Below are 19,461 nucleotides of genomic sequence, written 5' to 3' on the forward strand. Positions count from 1 at the left end.
CAATTTTTGCGAAAATGAAATTGTTAATTAATACCGAGTCTTATTTTACAAACTTCTCGTTAATATATCCTACTCTCCCAAACAAGTCTATCCGTAACCAGGAGCCTATGTCCTGAATGATTGGGTATGGGAACCCTGTATATAAAGAACCAAACTGAACTAAGCTACCAGACGTATTATCATATACGGCAATGTTTACAACTGGATTTACTAATTTCGTATAAGTGCTAGGCCCTGTATTTAGGTTGTTGATGTTCGTACCGAAAGATGGCTTGGTATACTCTTTTTTTACATAACCTACTCCGTTGCCAAATTTGACTTCATGCCAGCTACCATAATCTCTGATTCTAGGATACTCTTGGCCTGCATCAACTGCTCCTACTCTAATTAAAGATCCATTTATTTTTTGATAAACCGCAGTACGGGTGTTTACTTCAAAGAAAAGTACATCACTTGTAAATACTTGTTGCACATCTTTCTCTCTTATAAAACCGATTCTCCCCGCTACATCAACTCTTAACCAAGACCCAATATCATTTATGATAGGATATTTGACCCCTTTGTAAAGGGACGCATACTGTACTAGACTACCAGACGTATTATCATAAACAGCAATATTTACAAGAGGACTCACAAATACTTTAGAGTTTTTAATTGTAGTATTTAAATTTTTAATCCTACTACCACTAGATGGCTTGGTATATAGTTTATTTACATAGCCAATCCCATTGCCAAACTTTATTTCGAGCCAGTTTCCGTAGTGTCTAATTATTGGATATTCTTGTCCAGCATCAACTGCTCCTACTCTAACAAGCTGGTTATCTTTCTTTTCATATATTGCCGTTCTAGTTAATACTTCAAAATATTTGGCAGTCGATGGAAATACATACTTTACATCGCTCTCTTTAATAAATCCTATTCTTCCTGACAGATCTACACGAAGCCAAGCACCAATATCACTTATGATTGGGTACTCGACACCTTTATATAATGATCCGAATTGAACTAACCTTCCGGATGTATTATCATAAACCGCAATATTCTTATTAGGTATAATCTTCAAGGACGAGTTTTTGAACGTTGTATTTAAATTCTTTATATTTTCACCGCTAGTTTGGCGTGTATATTCCTTTTTGACATAACCTACTCCATTGCCAAACTTAATCTCATGCCAATCACCGTAATCTCTTATTCTAGGATATTCTTGATTATCATCTACTGCTCCAGACCTAACTAATTTATCATTTATTTTTACATATATTGCAGTTCTTGCAATTGCCTTGAAATATTTATCAGAAGGATTAAATACTGAATGTTGATCAGGAAAATCTAAGCTTTGAGCTAAACCTAAACCGAACTCCTGATCCTTACCTGGTACCCCTAAATCTAATACAGTTTTCTGAAGAAGTGAACGAAGCTCTACTGCACCCAGAGTGGGATTTGCCTCTTTTAAAAGAGCTAAAATTCCAGTTACATATGGTGTCGCCATTGACGTCCCACTTATGATACTATACTCATTATTTAGGTAAGTACTTATAATTCCTACTCCTGGAGCTACAAGTTCTATTTCATTACTGGTTGGTGAAAAATCAGCCTTCAAATTCATTTCATCTACAGCACCCACAGAAATGACAGAGGCATGTCTTGCAGGGTACATTACTTCTTCTACATTATTTCCCGCAGCAGCAACAACTAATATTCCATTGTTATATGCAGTATCTAATAATTCTTTAATAACGGGATCTTCATTTAAGTAACCAAAGCTTAAATTAATGATATCCATCTTATTCTGAATGGACCATTCAATGGCAGCAGCTAAGTCAAACGTTGTTCCGTATCCTTGAGAATCTAAAATTTTCAATGAATATACGTTTGCATTTGGGGCAACACCTCTCGTGCCAATAGTATTATTTTGCGCATTGATAATACCAGTTACATGTGTACCATGACCATTGTCATCATGATAGGAAGTGGAGTTTTCTAGAAACGATACACCACCCTTTATGTTTAGGTCACTATGAGTAGAAACACCTGTATCTAATACCGCAACATCAATACCCTGACCAGTATACCCCGCCTCCCAAGTCTTATTAACGCGAGTCTTACTAATACCCCAATCCTCGACCTGTGATAAAACTTTTATGGGCTGCTCATAGATAATATTTTGGATTGATTCATTAACCTTAATGACATCTATGATAGGTTTAGGGACCATAACAGTGACAGCAGGTAGAAAATCATAACTTCTTTCAACTTTAATCGAATAACTAGTGAGTAATTGTTCATTAATTTGATCTTTAAATAGAATCGTTATTGGAATTAGTTCTTGCTCTTTAGTAAGAGCTTCATCAATAACCTCATTTGCAAATTTAGTTTCGCCATTTATCATTAAACAAAAAATTAGGATTGAAATTGCTACTAGTTTCTTTAACATGGTCATAATACTATTACCCCCATAAACTAATCATATAATCTATTATATAATCGAAACCTGTCGAATTAACAAGGTATTATTTGGTTAAACCAAATAAAAAATAACCCTATCACAAAATGATAGGATTATTTTTTAACGTTTTAATTTCTTTCAAATGCTTCTTTTGCAAGCATTAAACCAACTGATCTATTCTCTAGCCAAATAGCATCATAGTTGCTCAATGGCACAGGTTGTCCATACGTATATGGAGAAACTTCTGGTGTAAAACCAGGTTGTAATCTAGTAGATATGAACCAATCTGTAAATCCTCCACCACTAGGATTAGATACTGGATCTACTATTCTATAACCTGTTTGATTAGAGATTGCCTTTGCAATTTGATAATCCCTTTCCATTCTAGCGCCACTCTGATGGAAGTGCCAGTATAGGATCTCTCCAGAAGAATGATACGATACAGCTGTTTTAAAATTATGATTTAATACAAAATTGTATAGAGCTACAACCTCAGGTTCAGTTAATGGTGCAGTTCCTTTGTAATTTTGTGGTCCCGGTACACCTGGATTATTACGTATATTTTCCCAATCTGCAGGATACTGACGATTTAAGTCAACACCTCTTATATTTGCTTTCCAACTTGAAAAATCAAGATTATTGTTATTTAATTTCAACACGTAATCAGGATTTTTAGCAGTTGTGTGTCCTCTTTGTACAAGAGTCACACCATCAGGGTTTACCATTGGGACAAACCAAATACTTGTATTATCCAGTATTTGTTTCACGTTATATCCACCAAAGGTTCCACCAAGTGCGTAGTTCCTAGTGTATTGATCAATCATTTCCATTACTAGATTGGTTGTTATATGCTCTCGACCATGATGAGATGCATTAAAAAAGATTTCGGTACTTCCTTTACCAACTTTTATCGCATATATGTTTCTACCATCAACGGATTTACCGATGGTTTTCAGTTCCACTAATCCTGGATAAATATTTTGAATGAGCAGTAAATCTCTTCTCATTTCTTCATACGTGTATTCTTGTTTTGGATTTACTACATCGGTTGGTGTGTATATTAGATCAACGTTAGATTTAGCAATATAGCCAATTCTACCAGCAAGATCAACTTTTAACCAACTACCAATATCTTCAATGATTGGATATACTTTCCCTTGATACAATGAAGCAAATCGAACCATTTGCCCTGAAGTATTATCATATACAGCAATATTTAGTTTAGGTTTAGCACTGACAGATGAATTTGGTTCAGAATTGTTTAAGTTTTTTATTTTACTTCCATCAGCAGGTTTGGTGTAAATAGAATTTACATATCCAATTCCGTTACCAAATTTAACTTGATGCCAACTTGATAAGTCACGATTACTTCTTGGATACATCTCTCCTTGATCAACAGCGCCTACCTTAACTAGAACTCCTCCCTCTTTGATATAGATGGCCGTTCGTGTTAATACCTCAAAATATTGTGTATCTTCAGTAAAAATTAGTTCTACATCACGTTCCCTAATATACCCTGTACGACCAGCTATATCGACACGATACCAATCACCGATATCCGCAATAAGAGGATAGGTAACCCCTTCATATAGGCTTGCAAATTGAACACTACTTCCAGAAGATGTGTCGTAAACTGCTATATTTAATTTTGGTTTAAATACTAAGTTTGAATTCTTATACAAAGTGTTTAAGTTTTGGATCTTTGAAGCGTCTCCAGGCTTTGTATATTGCGAACGAATATATCCAATTCCATTCCCAAATGAAATTTGCTGCCAACTTGATACGTCTCTATTCAGTCGTGGATATACTTGGCCCACATCAACTGCGCCTGCTCGTATTAATTGATCTCCTTCTTTTATATAGACAGCTGTACGAGTTGTTACCTCAAAATGTGTATCATAGTTTGAGAATGTTCTTTCTACATCTCTTTCTCTTATATATCCTATTCGACCTGCTACATCTACACGATACCAATCCCCAATATTGGCAAAGAATGGATAGGTTATTCCTTCATATAAACTAGCAAATTGTACGCTAGTACCAGAAGAAGTATCATAGACTGCTATATTTAACTTTGGCTTAAAGGTTAGATTGGGATTTTTATAAGCTGTGTTCAAATTTTGAATCTTTGAGGCATCTCCCGGTTTTGTATATTCCGAACGAACATATCCAATCTTATTACCAAATGCAATCTGTTGCCAGCCCGATACATCTCTGTTCAATCTTGGATACACTTGACCTTCATCAACTGCACCTACTCGGACTAAAGAATCTCCTTCTTTTACATAAATAGCAGCTCGAGCTATTACCTCAAAATGCGTGTCATAGATTGAAGGCGTTCTTACTACATCTCTTTCTCTCACAAATCCTATTCGACCTGCAATATCAACTCTATACCAATCTCCAATATCTGCGATAAGCGGATATGTTACTCCTTCATAAATACTTGCAAATTGAATGCTAGACCCAGAAGAAGTATCATAAACTGCTATATTTAACTTAGGTTTAAAATGATAGCCTGAATTTGAATAACTAACATTTTTATTTTTAATCTGGGAGCCATTTGCAGGTATTGTGTATTCTGCCTTTACATATCCAATTCCATCTCCAAATTTTATTTGGTGCCAACTCGACAGATCCCGATTCAACCTCTCATACATCTGTCCTTGATCCACCGCTCCCATTCTAATTAAGGTCCCATCAACTTTCACGTAAATTGCTGTTCTTTTGGTCACCTCGAAGAATTGAGTTTCCTTTGTAAAAGTAGAATTTACCTTAACTATATTTTCTGCAATTATTGTTGTAATGGTTTGTTCTTCATTTTGTTGCTCTAAGTTAGTGGTATTTTCTAATTCAGCTTGTTTGTTTTCGGTGCTTTCTTCACCTAGGTTCCCACTCTCTCCAAGGGGGGAAAATTGAATGGAATCGTTCAATAGAATTCTTCCCATTGTACCGGCGAAGTCAATTTTATAATAATTATTCTCCGTGCTAATCACTTGAATCTTCTGATTAGGCGATAGATGGAGTAATATCTTCTCTTCGTTAAGTGATAGAATGTCTATTTGATTAGCTGAAATAATTTCGCCAATAGAAGTGGAGGAACTCTCCTCATTAAGATGTTCTCCATTATCCTCGTAATTCTCTAATAGGGTAACATTCTGAATATCTAAGAATTGCTGAGTTTCACCTAGTAAGAGTAGGATTTTTTCGTTTTCTTGAACCCCTCTAATAATGGCATCTTTTTGCAGTACTCCAGAGATCCTACCTTCAGAGTCTAGTAATTCGGTATTTACATTAACCTGGTAATATTCAATACTATCAGAACCATTTTCTACAGTAATATTACTTGTCGCGCTAACTATTAAATGAACCTGATTAGCGAGTAATAATAGTATAAGAAATAAGGCAGTTATCTTTTTCCCCATTCTCTCTTTTCCCCTTTTCTATTGACAAATCATCACACTTTATTACAAATTCTATTATACTATTACAACCTTAGACAAGAAACACGTTTTACATAAATAGAGAACGTTAAATTTTACAAATAAAAAAGTAGTTGACGAGGTTTCGCCAACTACTTTTAAAATGATTTTGATGTTTACTATTATTCTAAACTTTTGATTTACTTGTAAACTGGTATATCAAAATGTAAATTATATTCTCTTCCGAAATAAAATTGAGAATAATAGTGAACCTGTTTATTTGACCACCCAATATCAGTTGCATATTGATGTGTTGCAGAGCCTTTTTCCGCCATTCCAGCAGGATTCCATCTCATAGAATACAACGTGTTCTGGCCATTATAAATATAACTATTTTTTGCAAATTCTGCTCCACCTGCAATAGCTAGCTCTACTGTAAACCAACCCTCGTCATAAGCCTTTTTAGCCCCACATTCGATAGGGCAAGAGTCAAATGCGTGTATGCCGAAGAAATTATATACTGTCTTTCCATTATATACAACACCTGTCGCAAGCGGCGATGTACCATTTCCTGTTTCTAGCAAAGCATGTGAAATGAGATATAGTTCATTGATCTTTGCTTGACTTGCTACTTGTCTAAAAATATCTTCCGTTCCACTTAAAATCCCTTTTCCATTTAGTAATTGTGCTAATTCTGCCGATGGGATATCAGTAAAGTATCTAAGATCAAGGAACTGATATTTTTGAGTATCATCATCTTTAAAGTTTATAGGATTTAAGAAATAACTTGTATCATCACTAGTTGCATTTCTCCAAGCACCTATACCAATACTATTCCAAGAGGTACCTTCACTAACAACTCTTAATAATGCACCTTGACTAACAGTACCATAAATATGACTAGTAGAATTCACATCAGCATGGATATTAGTAACAGCTTTTGTTTTTGCAATTCTAGAGCTAGAGCTAGCTAAACTGCTATGAACATATAAGATTTGATTTTCATATTCAATCTTGAACCATGTTGTACTTCCATTAAATGAATCACCTGTTACATTGTTATCAAGTAGAATAAAGGCTGTGCCTCTTGCAACCATTTTATAGATGTTAGCACTTGTATCTAAATCAGGAGATGTACGTAGGTTTACACTACTACCAGTTATTGAACCACCATTAAATACATCAACTGACGAACTACTAACATAAGCAGCATTATTTCGATATTTATCTGTTTGTGGCCTTACTCTCATTTGCATGTCAAGAGCTTCTGCAAATGACAAATTATAAGAAGAATAATTGAGCCCTACAAAGACAATATCACGTTCACGAATAAATCCAATTCTTCCAGCTACATCAACTCGTAACCAATCTCCTATATCACTGATAATTGGATAGGTTATCCCTTCATACAGTGAAGCAAATTGAACCGATACTCCTGAACTTGTATCATATACTGCAATATTCAACTTCGGGTTTATAAATAATTTGGAATTAGTGTATATTGTATTGGCGTTTTTAATAGCCTTTCCATCGCTTGGAACTGTATACGCCTTTTTGACATACCCTGTTGTATTTCCAAACTTAATGACATGCCAACTTCCTGTATCCCCAATTCGTGGATAGTGCTGTCCTTGATCTACTGCTCCCACCTTAACAAGTATCCCATCCTTTTTTTCATAGATAGCTGTTCGAATGGTTGCTTCAAAATGTTTATCATTGCTCGTAAATGCTTTGGTTACATCCCTTTCACGAATGAATCCAATCCTGCCAGCTACATCAACTCGAAGCCAATCCCCTATATCATTAATAATTGGATAGGCATTACCTTCATAAAGAGAGGCAAACTGAACAGACACACCAGAGCTCGTATCATATACTGCAATATTGAGCTTTGGTAAGATTGACACATTAGAATTGGAATAAACAGTATTAGCATTTTTTATTTTTTTCCCATCACTTGGAATCGTAAATACTTTTTTTACATACCCAATTGTGTTACCAAATTTAATGGTATGCCAATCCCCGGTATCCCCAATTCGTGGATACTGTTGACCCGCATCCACTGCCCCGACTCTAATAAGCACTCCATCTTTCTTTTCATAGATAGCTGTTCGAGTTGTCGCTTCAAAAAATTTATCATTGAGCGTAAATGGAATGGTTACATCTTTTTCTCGGATATATCCAATTCTCCCCGCTACATCAATTCGCAACCAATCTCCTATATCACTTATGATGGGATATTGAATACCTTGATACAATGATGCATATTGAACCGATACTCCGGAACTCGTATCATAAACCGCAATATTTAGCTTTGGTGATATGATCACTTTGGAATTCGCATAGAAAGTATTTGCATTTTGTATTGCTTTTCCATCACTTGGAATCGTATATACCTTTTTTACAAACCCTGTGGTATTACCAAACTTGATCACATGCCAGTCCCCTGTATCCCCAATCCTTGGATACTGCTGACCTGCATCTACTGCTCCTACTCGGACCAGCTTCCCGTCTTTCTTTTCATAGATAGCTGTACGAGATGTTGCTTCAAAAAATTTATCGTTCGTTGTAAAGGTAGTTGAACTAACTTCACTTATAGTGATAGTTGTGGATTCTGTTTGAGTGTTAGTGCTCACATCTACAGTTGTTTCTTGTACTGGCTCAGTTGTAGTGGTATCGTTAGATTCTTCGACTACCCCACTTTCACTGTCTGGCAATACTTCGGTTGTATCAGTTGTTTCGGTAGTTTCGTCTAATACAATTTTAGAACTAACAAGTATTTTTCCTTTTTTCCCTGCAATCAATACTTCAAAGGTACTATCATCTATAAATACCCCATCAATTTCTTGCATTGAAAGAATAGCTATTTTTTCTTGAGTTTCCGAAGAATAGACTTCAGTCTCTTCGGTTAAAGTAAGACTACTTACATATTCCAAATTACTATTACTTTGTGTTGCATTTTCATTCAAAGTAACTAAAGATCTGTCTAAATACCCTAGCACTGAACCAATTCTTACAAAAACCTTTTCACTATCATAATTCTCATAATAAAAAGTTTGCCCTGGTTCAAGCCTCCCAAGGTCTACATTATTCTCAACGCTATAAACTGTAACAACATCTTTAACTGTAAGTGAGGCATCAGTATTGATAGTATAACCTTCGCTTGCGTTAACGATATTACTAAACCCAGTTAGCTGCATAGAGAATATTACAATTAATACTAATATTTTAGTTAATCTCTTTGACACAATATTTGTATTGCCCCCCTTTTATCTAATTTGATACAAAACTAGTATACTACTTTTTTCAACAAAATAAATACTATTAATCGACAATTTCCACTCCAAATTTATACTTTTCTATGAAAACCTACAAATTAAATTTATTAATATAATGTTAATCACTCTCTTTAATTTCTTATGTGACTAACATCAATTATTACTATATTTATTTAAGATTCATATATACTTTTGAGATTCTAAGCCTTAAGTCATAATGTCCTATAGGCTACTAAATGAGTAAAATTTACTAGCTTAACCTGGTAGTTATCACCAGATATTTGAACTAGATTGCATTCCTATACAAAATTAGATAAAATACTACAAGAATCGACATGTGGAGGTTAACTTTTGAATAGATTAAAATGGATGGATATCGCAAAAGGGATTGGAATTATTCTAGTAGTTTTAGGGCATTCTATACCACAAATCGCAATTTATATATATTGGTTTCATATGCCATTATTCTTTTTTCTAAGTGGGTATCTCCACAAACAAAAAGGGGATTTTGTTAGTAAAAAAGTAGCATCCTTACTAGTTCCTTATGTCGTTTATCTTCTGACACTGACTCTTGTTAGATATTTGCATTATGGAGTTCCTAGTGTGAAGCGAATTCAGCTTGATATGGAAAGGTTTATTTTTGGTGGGCAAGAATTAGGTGGATTTTACACTGTTTTTTGGTATATTACCTGTCTTCTTTTTACAAGTATACTTTTTTATGTACTTTTAAATTTCATAAAAAAAGAGAGTATTTTATTACTAACAATCATCTTTTCTTATATCGTCTCGTACTACTTTTCACTATACTTTGGCAACATACCAACTCCTTGGAGTATAGGGGTTGTACCGTTTGCTTTAACCTTCTATTATATAGGATATAAATTCAATAAGATCATAAATATTATTAACAATACTTACATTTTTCTGGTAAGTATTTCGTTCTCAGTTGCCTTTCTTATTTTAAACAATTTAGGAGTCATTCATTATAAAATGAATATGAAAAGTCAATTGTTTAATCATCTTGGGCTAGACATTGTTATTCCATTAACTTTTATTTTATTAACCATATCTTGCTCGATCTTCATTTCGAAAATAAAATATTTACAAAACATATTCAGTTATCTTGGTAATGCCTCATTAACCATCATGTATATGCATTCATTTATCCTAATTTTATTACCGATTTATTTTAAATTACCATTAGGTGTAAACATAATGGTTTCAATACTTGTGCCTTTGATTTGGGATTCGCTCCTAAGAAATAGTAACCTTATAAACTTATTATTCAACGGAAGAATTTATAAACGTGACACAACCAGTGAAGAACTAAAAAATGTAGCATAGATAACCTAAAGAAAAAGGATTAGAGAGCAGAACACTCTCTAATCCTTTTTTTATACTGTCGTAACATTATATTATTGATTTCTTAACAGCTGATTCTCTGGAACATCACGAAGTTTTCTTGCCGGTGATCCAACAACAATGGTCTCTTTCTCTACATCTTTTGTCACAACACTTCCTGCTGCAACTGCTCCGTCTTCATGTATTACTTTTCCAGGAAGGATAGTGGAGTTTGCGCCAACTCTACCACCGTCTTTAATCGTAACACCTTTGAACTTATCATAACGTTCTTTTGAACGAGCCATATAGTTATCATTTGTCGTAACCACATACGGAGCAATAAAGACAAAATCCCCTAATTCAGAGTACGCTGTAATATAAGAATTGGTTTCCAACTTACATTTTTTACCTACTTTACAGTCATTCTCTACTGCTACTCCACGTCCAACGATTGTTTTTTCGCCAATAGAAACTCTCTCTCTAATTGTTGCTAAATCTGCAACAAATACATCTTCCTCTAATGTAGCATTAGCATAGATGATTGCTGATGTCCCAATTGTGCATCCTGCTCCAATGATAGCAGGAGGAAGTTTTTTAACCTCAGGAAGGATTGAATTCTTTGCTCTAGATGGCTGTTTACCAATAACCACGTTATCTTGAATCATTACATTATTACCAATTATAGTACCATCATATATAATGACGTTATTGCCAATAACAACATTTTCACCGATTGTCACATTTTCTTTAATTACTACATTTTCTCCTTTAATAACAGTCAAAATGACTCCTACTTTCCTAAATAATCTGATATTACCTTAACAATTTTACTTGAAGCGTCTCCGTTACCATATAAATGCTCGACGTACTCAACACTTTGGGTATCATTCACTATATCCAAAAGATTTTCCGTAACGGGATTCACTAAGCGATTCCATCCAATATCTACAGTTTCAACCCACTCAGTTTGATCTCTTAGCGTAAAACAAGGAACCTTTGCAAAATACGCTTCTTTCTGAACGCCACCAGAGTCAGTAATAATAAATTTAGAATGACTTTCTAAGAATACCATCTCTAAATACGAAACAGGGTCGATGATTTTGATATTCTTTGCATCCTTAATTTTATCTGAGATACCCAAAGTATCTAGCTTCCCTTTTGTTCTAGGGTGTAGGGGGAGGACAATAGTATCTTCTAATTTACTTAAGGATTCGAAGATTGCCTCAAGTCTAACTAGATCATCTGTATTTTCAGCTCTATGGATAGTTGCTAATACAAACTGCTTACTTTCAAGTTGAAAGTCTTCAATTTTATACTTATTGTTTGCAATAGTAATATTATATAAAACAGCATCAAACATTACATCGCCTACATTGTGTACACCCTCAACTACTCCTTCATTCTTTAAGTTTTCAACAGCAGTTTCTGTTGGTGCAAAAAGTAAAGATGAAACATGGTCAGTTAAGATTCGATTTACTTCTTCCGGCATTTTCTTATTAAAACTTCTTAAGCCCGCCTCAATATGAAATAGAGGAATATGCAATTTACTAGCAGCAATTGCTCCGGCAAGTGTTGAGTTTGTGTCACCATATACTAATACTGCATCTGGCTTCTCTTTAAAAAGAACATCTTCTATCTCCTTAAGCATAGCGCCAGTTTGGGCACCGTGTGATCCAGAACCAACACCTAAATCATAATTTGGTTTAGGAATATTAAGTTCTTCAAAGAAAACACCAGACATATTATAATCATAATGCTGCCCCGTATTTACTATAATTTCTTCAAATTCATTACGTAGCACTCTCGACACTGGAGCAACTTTAATGAACTGGGGTCTCGCACCTACGATCGTTAGTATCTTTTTCATAATTACCCCTTGTAGAATTCTGTAATTTTTTCAACCACATAAACTTGTTGTTCCATTTTTAATTCTGGAAACATCGGTAAAGAAATAGCTTCAAGGCTAGCCTTTTCTGTCTCAGGAAGATCTCCTTCTTTATAACCAAGTTCTGCAAATACTGGTTGTAAGTGTAAAGGCTTCGGATAATAAACCATTGTTTCAACACCGTTTTCCTTTAAAAAGGCTTGAAGCTCATCTCTTCTGTCAACACGAATTGTATATTGATGGAAGATGTGACGGTTGTGCTCTTCAACAAATGGTGTAACTACTTGATCCCCTAATGCTTCATTTAAAAGCTTAGTATAGTTTTCAGCGTTTTGTCTTCTATTTTCACTCCATTGATCCAGATGAGGGAACTTAACATTTAGAATAGCTGCTTGTAGTTCATCAAGACGGCTGTTATAACCTAATACATGGTGATAATATTTAGGTTTGCTACCGTGAACACGAATGACACGCATATTTTCAGCTATTTCGTTATCATTTGTGACAATCATTCCACCGTCACCATATGCTCCCAAATTCTTAGTTGGAAAAAAGCTATATGTAGCAGTTGTTCCAAGCTCTCCTACTTTTTTCCCTTTATATTCTGCTCCAATTGCTTGGGCAGCATCTTCAATTACTGCTAAGTTATGTTTCTTTGCTATTTCTACGATTTTATCCATATCAGCCATTTGCCCATATAGGTGAACTGGGATAATTGCTTTTGTTTTCTCTGTAATTGCAGCTTCAAGTTTCAGAGGGTCAATATTAAAGGTTTTTGGATCGATATCAACAAACACAGGTACTGCATTTGCTCTTGCTACTGCTCCAGCTGTAGCAAAGAATGTGAACGATGGTACGATCACTTCATCCCCAGGCTGAATTCCACAACCTAATAAAGAAATATGTATAGCATCACTTCCATTGGCTACTCCAATTCCATGACTTACATTACTGTATGTAGCAATATCTGCTTCAAGTTTTTTTACATTTGATCCTAGAATGAAATGAGCACTTGACATTACTTCTTCCATTGACTGTAAAATTTCACTTCTAAGTGTTTGATATTGCTCTGTTAAATCAAGCATAGGTACTCTCATTTTGTTTACCTTCCTTTTACTTTGATATACAACATCTTATTATAATGGAATCATAAATTATTTCACAATGCATAACGTGAAATATTCTTATAATATTCAATTCTACCGTTATATTTTACTTAAGAATCAATAATATTCCTATCTTCACAAAAACATTAGATCTAAATTATTTCTTTATATAATTTCTTTAACTTTAGAAATTCAGTTTCCCAATTATACTTTTGTTCCACAGCTATTCGGCCATTCTTGCCCCAGTTTATGGCTTCCTCTGGATGATTAACGATATAATTAATGGCTTTAGCAATTTCTTTTGAATCTGTTGGATCCACACATAGTCCACAATTATTTCCTTCCACAATATCTTTCCATAATGGAAAGTTTGAAGCAATAATCGGAAGCCCTGCAGACATATATTCAAACATTTTATTGGGTTGTGCATTAATATGATTAGGTTCTGGTAGATAAAGTACTAATCCCGCTAGTGATTTCGAGAAAATATCAGCTAATTCTTCTCTGTTTATCACCCCTAAATCAATTACTTTTTCCCATCCAGGTAAAACTTGAAGTTCTTCTTTTAAACGTTTAGGCGAGTATGTTCCACCCAAATACAGATTAACACCCTCAGTTTGCTCGATTGCTTCAATCATTTCAAAAGGGCCTCGAATCCTATTAATAGCCCCTACGAAACAAACAGCGTTCTCCTTCTCTGCGTTAACTGTATCTTCAATAAACAACTCTGACATAATTGGATAATTATTAATATCAATAGATTTACATCCTAATTTAGTAAACCGTTCATTTATAAAAGGTGTTGCAGTAACGACAGCATTAAACCGCTTTGCCGCAAAGTTTTCAAACGTTTCAAACAGGCTAGAAACAACTTTTCTAATTGGTTTACGGATCCAAGGTTTAGATAATATTTGACGCGGGACATCCTCGTGAATGTCATAAACTACCTTTTTCCCCATTAACTTGAGAATCAAACCTCCCCAAATAAATTCCGGGTCATGAAAGTGGTAGAGATCTGCTTTAATATCCAAAGCCTTTTTTAAGACTTTTATAGTATTTAGTGTTAGGCGTATTTCTCTTCTTTCTATATTAGAATGCACACCTACAATATGAACATTGTTAATCTTTTCATCTGGCGCATTAGGCGCAATAAAGAAAGTTTCATATTCATTTGAAAGATAGGTACACTCTTTTAGAAATATTCTTGTGTCATTATACTGGTGAGACGATGTTATATGACAAATTCTCATTCAATTGCCTCCGAGGTTTTACTATTTTAATCTGACAAATTTAATCAAGGCTATTCCAAAATACACTAACAGTATGATTGAAATACCTAAAAACCAGCTGATAATCGCTCTTTTTACAGGACTATTTGAAGACTCAGTGATAGATACTGGATTACTTAGTGTAGCTTCTTCCCAATTCAGAAGTTTCAATTCTAAGTCATAAATAAACTGATACACATTGTATTGATCTTCAGCTGTGGTAGGACTTGCCTTGAGTCGCTGTACCGTATCCTCTGTTAGTTCCTTTATTTTTACGGACTCGTTTTCGCTTTCAAGTATATATTGCTGACTAATTTTCTCCAAAATGAGCCTTACTGTTTCAGAATCATTACCTGGATACTTAATTACAAGTTCTCTCTCTCCAACATTTGTAAATGCTAGCTGATCATTAACTTGTTGTACATCAATTCCTTCACCTTTAAATGCCTCTTCCAAGAATTCATGATTTTTAATCCTTTTCTGAGCGAACACAAATTGTGAATACTTGTTTTCTTTAATATTTACTAAGTTTAAAACAGCATTACCATTGTAGTGGATTGGTTTTTGACTTTCTTGTATAAAAGTAATCACACCAAAACTTAATGGTAAGAACATTATAATAATCAATGAAATTATAATCTTTTTTTTCATAAGTTTAACCTCTTTTATAGTAAGTCTCTGTAAAGATTCAGAAGAACTTGTTCTTGTATTTCCCAGTTATACTTCTTTGCGGCAGCTAATGAGTTTTTCTTATAAGCATTGAGATCTTCTTCTAACAAATTACTAATACTTTCTTTAAATCCTTCAGTTGAGATTTCAACTGCCACTCCACAATTGTTTTCCTCAACTATTCTTTTCATTTCAGGTAAATCACTAACAATCACCGGAAGCCCTGACATGATATATTCAAATACCTTATTCGGTAAACTGTAATAATAATTCAAACAGCTATTCTCTATTAAAGAAACTCCAATATCTGCAGATACGGTATAATCTAATACTTCAGAAGGTGGTACTGCATCAAGAAAATGAATATTCTTATTAAGTTGTGCTTCATTTTTCACAAAATCTTTTAAATGTCCCATCCCCATAAATACTAAGACGACATCATCTCGTTCTTTTTGAAGTTCTTTCATAGCCTCAACAAGCTTCTCGATCCCTCTCCCAGTTGCTAGGGCTCCTTGGTATAAGAGAATTTTTTGATCTTCTCTGATTCCAAACAGTTCTCTGAATTTGTTAGTCTTAGAAACTTCATAATAGTTAGGGCAATTTAATACCAATTCCGGCTTTTTAATGGTATATCTTTTTTCATATTCCTTCGCAATACCTTCACTTACAGTTATCACTTTATCTACTTTAGTGATAAGAATGGTTTCAGTAATTGTCGCCAGTTTTTTTCTTAATGTTTTTCCCTGTAATTTTTGTGTCTCAGTTTGAAATTCATGAGCATCATAGACAATCTTCGTTTTACCATTAGTAAGTAATTTCATTGCAACTGAAATCGGGAGTGGCATTAAGTCGTTGCAATGAACAATATCAATTTTCCCTGTTAGCTTCTTTAGTATCTTATAACTAAGTTCAACATATTTAATAATCTGGCCTATTAAATTTTTAGGTAAATTTCTAGTCTTTAGTTTTATTCTATAAACCTTTATTCCATTAACTTCCTCGTATTCCTTTAGGTCTCCTTCATGCAAAGCAATAACAGTTACATCGTTGCCATCGTTTTGTAGCGTTACACATTCCTTTAACACCCTTGAATCATTTACAAAGTTATTTAATACAATTGAGGCAATTTTTTTCATCGTATACTTTCCTTCACTAAGATTTTTTTAAAATCTTTGTTTAACCCCTTAATATTATTAATTAACTGTCTTAGATTCATATTTAATAGTAATAGGATCGCAGTAAACATTGTAAGGACAATGATATCAATGTCAAATATAAATCTTCCAAAACCAGTTAACGCTAAATCTTTAAATTTTAAAATAAGAAATGTTACATAAGCAACCGTGATTGGATTAAAACTAAGTTTGAAGATAATAAATTGCAGTAAATACAATAAAACTCCTACAACAAGTGAAGTGATAACGATCCCTGCAAATCCAAAATTAGCATACATTTCTGCCCAGAATACAGTTGGTGCCGATCCAACAACGCCTTTTTCACTTAATGTTGGATGCATATAATTCATGACTTCAACAGTTATTCTGTATGGTTCATATGGAAAAATCCCACCAATATTGGGGAGAGACTTACCCAATAAGAAATCCTCGTAATTAGGAAACATTTCAATATAGAAGTAAGCTGGAGATATTTGACCAGTGAATGTTCTACTGAAAATGGTCATAAAGATATCTGAAAGTGGTCGATCGTCTAGTCCCATAAACTTTTTGTACATAATAATTAAGCTAATAGAAGCAATTCCGCCAATTAAAAGAATAGCCTTTATACCTATTACTTTCCGTTTAGAGATTAAATATACAATAACTAAGCCCATTACATACCAAATAAATGGAGCTTTAGCAGTAGACATTAAGGATGCAAAACTAGTTACCAAAAATGTCATCAGGAAAAAGGTCCAGTTTACTATTGTCTTTTCCTTAATAACTAAAGAAAAAGCATAATAGCTAATAAACGTTAAAACTGAGGAGTAGAAAAGTCTATACCAGTGGAGCCCCCCACTAAAGGCATTTGTCGCCATACTGCGGAATTTCGCAAGCTCTTCCGATGTAGCCCCTTTAAACTGTTCAATAAGGGGAATAGCTGGAATCTGTGAAATATAAGAAAATAGTACTCCTAGACTCAATATAAATAAAAAATACATACCTAATCTAGCTCTTCTATTCAAGACAACCTTAGAATCTTTGTAATTCCGAACAAGTTTAATGTTTAGAACATTGCTCATAAAGAAAAATACAGAAGTAACTATTAATATAGATAGACTTGAATAACCCCACAACATGAGAATCTTCTCTTGGTCATTTATACCAATTGCGTACCGATAGTCATTCCAGAAAAAAAATAAAGGCATAATACCAATGTAAGCAAATACAATATAACTCCAAATAAAAACACTAGGAATGGTTGGAATTAATAGATTTATATTACTTTTTATGGTTAGTATAAACAATATAAACAATATGAGGAAAAAACCAAAGATAAATAATAAAGATAGCATAAAACTCCTCCATAAATGGTTACAGTTTTAATATTTTTAAGAATTGACAAAAATATAACCGAATTCATATCCATTCCTATACTAATGCAAAAAACATTAATATTCATTAGTGAATTGTTACCTTTTTAAAAAGAATAGAAAAAATGCGATAACCTAAAACAACAATTATCGCATAATAATGTAAGTTGATATTTACTTATAATTTATAGTAACGTCCCTTAATATCCTCTAATGCATTTTTCATCGCATTTCTAGTATCAAAAATAACCTTTGCCTTCTGAGCGATGTCTGAATATACGAAATCACTGTGGTCAGTTGTGATTAATACGATATCTGCTTCAGCTAATAGGTCATCAGTAAGTTGATAAGTTTTTGCTTTTACAGAACAATGACGGAATTCTGTTACATATGGATCAACTGTCTTCCAATTTGCACCAGCTTTATCTAATTCCTTTAGAATTTCAAGAACTGGAGATTCACGTACATCATCTATATCCTTCTTATATGCAACACCTAGAATTAAGACATTTGAACCGTTAAGTGATTTTTTGTCTTCATTTAGGATTTTCATCATTCTTTCTACCACATATTCTGGCATTGCATTATTAATTTCTCCTGCTAACTCAATTAACCTAGTATGATAATTGAATTCTCTTGCTTTCCACGTTAAGTAGAATGGATCGATTGGGATACAGTGTCCGCCAAGCCCTGGACCTGGATAAAAAGGCATAAACCCATAAGGTTTTGTTGCTGCTGCATTAATAACTTCCCATACATCAATTCCCATTCTGTTACATAGAACTGCCATTTCGTTAGCAAGTGCTATATTAATATGTCTGAATGTATTTTCATAAATTTTTTCCATTTCAGCAACTGCTGGGCTAGAAACTTCATGAACTTCTCCTTCTAGCACGTTTCTGTACATTGCTGATGCAATAATTGTACAATTATCCGTAATACCCCCAACTACCTTTGGAGTATTCTTTGTATTGTATAATTTATTACCTGGGTCGACACGCTCAGGTGAATAAGCAATAAAGAAATCTTCTCCACATTTTAATCCTGATTCCTCTAAGAAAGGTTTAACAATTTCCTCAGTTGTTCCAGGATAAGTTGTACTTTCTAACACGACAAGCATTCCTTCATGTAGATATTTAGCAATTTCCCTAGAAGAGCTCTCTACATAGGAAGTATCTGGTTGCATATATTGATCTAATGGCGTTGGAACACAGATCGCAACTGCATCAACTTCACTAATTTTTGAGTAATCAATTGTTGCACTTAACTTACCAGAATTTACCATTTCAGTAAGTTCTTCATTTACGATATCCCCGATATAGTTTACACCATTATTCACCATGTCAACTCGCTCTTGCTGAACATCAAAACCAATTACTTTATATCCAGCTTTTGCTTTTTCAACAGCCAATGGTAAACCTACATATCCAAGACCGACTACAGCTATAACAGCATTTCTTGAATTTAATTTATCAAGCAGTTTTTGTCCAACATTGTTTAATTCTGTCATTTATCA

Annotated in this window: 12 protein-coding genes; 1 reads left to right on the forward strand and 11 read right to left on the reverse strand. The window is 34.0% G+C overall.

Features of this window, described 5'->3' with window-relative positions; translation table 11 throughout:
• Nucleotides 1–40: 40 nt before the first annotated feature.
• The 3 genes from G4D63_RS11195 to G4D63_RS22275 all read right to left on the reverse strand — a co-directional run bounded on the left by G4D63_RS11195 (nucleotide 41) and on the right by G4D63_RS22275 (nucleotide 9,116).
• A complete protein-coding gene (locus tag G4D63_RS11195) occupies nucleotides 41–2,440 on the reverse strand; it encodes a S8 family peptidase (RefSeq protein ID WP_163179726.1) in 2,400 nt (799 codons plus the stop codon).
• Between the two features lie 134 nt (nucleotides 2,441–2,574).
• On the reverse strand, nucleotides 2,575–5,871 hold the full coding sequence (locus G4D63_RS11200) for a M14 family metallocarboxypeptidase (RefSeq protein WP_163179727.1): 3,297 nt from the start codon (nucleotides 5,869–5,871) through the stop codon (nucleotides 2,575–2,577).
• A gap of 197 nt (nucleotides 5,872–6,068) precedes the next feature.
• On the reverse strand, nucleotides 6,069–9,116 hold the full coding sequence (locus G4D63_RS22275; RefSeq protein WP_163179728.1) for a glucosaminidase domain-containing protein: 3,048 nt from the start codon (nucleotides 9,114–9,116) through the stop codon (nucleotides 6,069–6,071).
• Nucleotides 9,117–9,497: 381 nt separating this feature from the next.
• On the opposite strand from G4D63_RS22275, the gene G4D63_RS11210 reads away from it, so the two are divergent.
• Nucleotides 9,498–10,490 (forward strand): acyltransferase family protein, encoded by a 993-nt coding sequence (locus G4D63_RS11210; RefSeq protein ID WP_163179729.1) that lies wholly within the window; start codon nucleotides 9,498–9,500, stop codon nucleotides 10,488–10,490.
• A 71-nt stretch (nucleotides 10,491–10,561) separates the two neighbouring features.
• Here the strand turns inward: G4D63_RS11210 and G4D63_RS11215 are convergent, their stop codons facing one another.
• The 8 genes from G4D63_RS11215 to G4D63_RS11250 all read right to left on the reverse strand — a co-directional run bounded on the left by G4D63_RS11215 (nucleotide 10,562) and on the right by G4D63_RS11250 (nucleotide 19,455).
• Nucleotides 10,562–11,269 (reverse strand): acyltransferase, encoded by a 708-nt coding sequence (locus G4D63_RS11215; RefSeq protein WP_204559088.1) that lies wholly within the window; start codon nucleotides 11,267–11,269, stop codon nucleotides 10,562–10,564.
• A gap of 8 nt (nucleotides 11,270–11,277) precedes the next feature.
• Entirely contained in the window at nucleotides 11,278–12,354 is a 1,077-nt protein-coding gene (wecB, locus tag G4D63_RS11220) for a non-hydrolyzing UDP-N-acetylglucosamine 2-epimerase (protein WP_163179730.1), read from the reverse strand.
• Between the two features lie 2 nt (nucleotides 12,355–12,356).
• Complete coding sequence (locus G4D63_RS11225; protein WP_163179731.1) at nucleotides 12,357–13,469, reverse strand: DegT/DnrJ/EryC1/StrS family aminotransferase; 1,113 nt, start codon at nucleotides 13,467–13,469, stop codon at nucleotides 12,357–12,359.
• 161 nt (nucleotides 13,470–13,630) lie between these two features.
• Entirely contained in the window at nucleotides 13,631–14,728 is a 1,098-nt protein-coding gene (locus G4D63_RS11230) for a glycosyltransferase family 4 protein (RefSeq protein WP_163179732.1), read from the reverse strand.
• A 21-nt stretch (nucleotides 14,729–14,749) separates the two neighbouring features.
• Nucleotides 14,750–15,397 (reverse strand): hypothetical protein, encoded by a 648-nt coding sequence (locus G4D63_RS11235; RefSeq protein ID WP_163179733.1) that lies wholly within the window; start codon nucleotides 15,395–15,397, stop codon nucleotides 14,750–14,752.
• Nucleotides 15,398–15,411: 14 nt separating this feature from the next.
• The gene (locus G4D63_RS11240) at nucleotides 15,412–16,551 is read right to left on the reverse strand and encodes a glycosyltransferase family 4 protein (RefSeq protein ID WP_163179734.1); all 1,140 of its coding nucleotides are present in this window, start codon (nucleotides 16,549–16,551) and stop codon (nucleotides 15,412–15,414) included.
• Complete coding sequence (locus G4D63_RS11245) at nucleotides 16,548–17,927, reverse strand: O-antigen polymerase (RefSeq protein WP_163179735.1); 1,380 nt, start codon at nucleotides 17,925–17,927, stop codon at nucleotides 16,548–16,550. Before G4D63_RS11245 ends, G4D63_RS11240 begins: the two co-directional genes overlap by 4 nt.
• Nucleotides 17,928–18,123: 196 nt before the next feature.
• The gene (locus G4D63_RS11250) at nucleotides 18,124–19,455 is read right to left on the reverse strand and encodes a nucleotide sugar dehydrogenase (RefSeq protein WP_163179736.1); all 1,332 of its coding nucleotides are present in this window, start codon (nucleotides 19,453–19,455) and stop codon (nucleotides 18,124–18,126) included.
• Nucleotides 19,456–19,461 lie beyond the last annotated feature (6 nt).

Source organism: Bacillus mesophilus (genome assembly GCF_011008845.1).
Lineage (GTDB): Bacteria > Bacillota > Bacilli > Bacillales > SA4 > Bacillus_BS > Bacillus_BS mesophilus.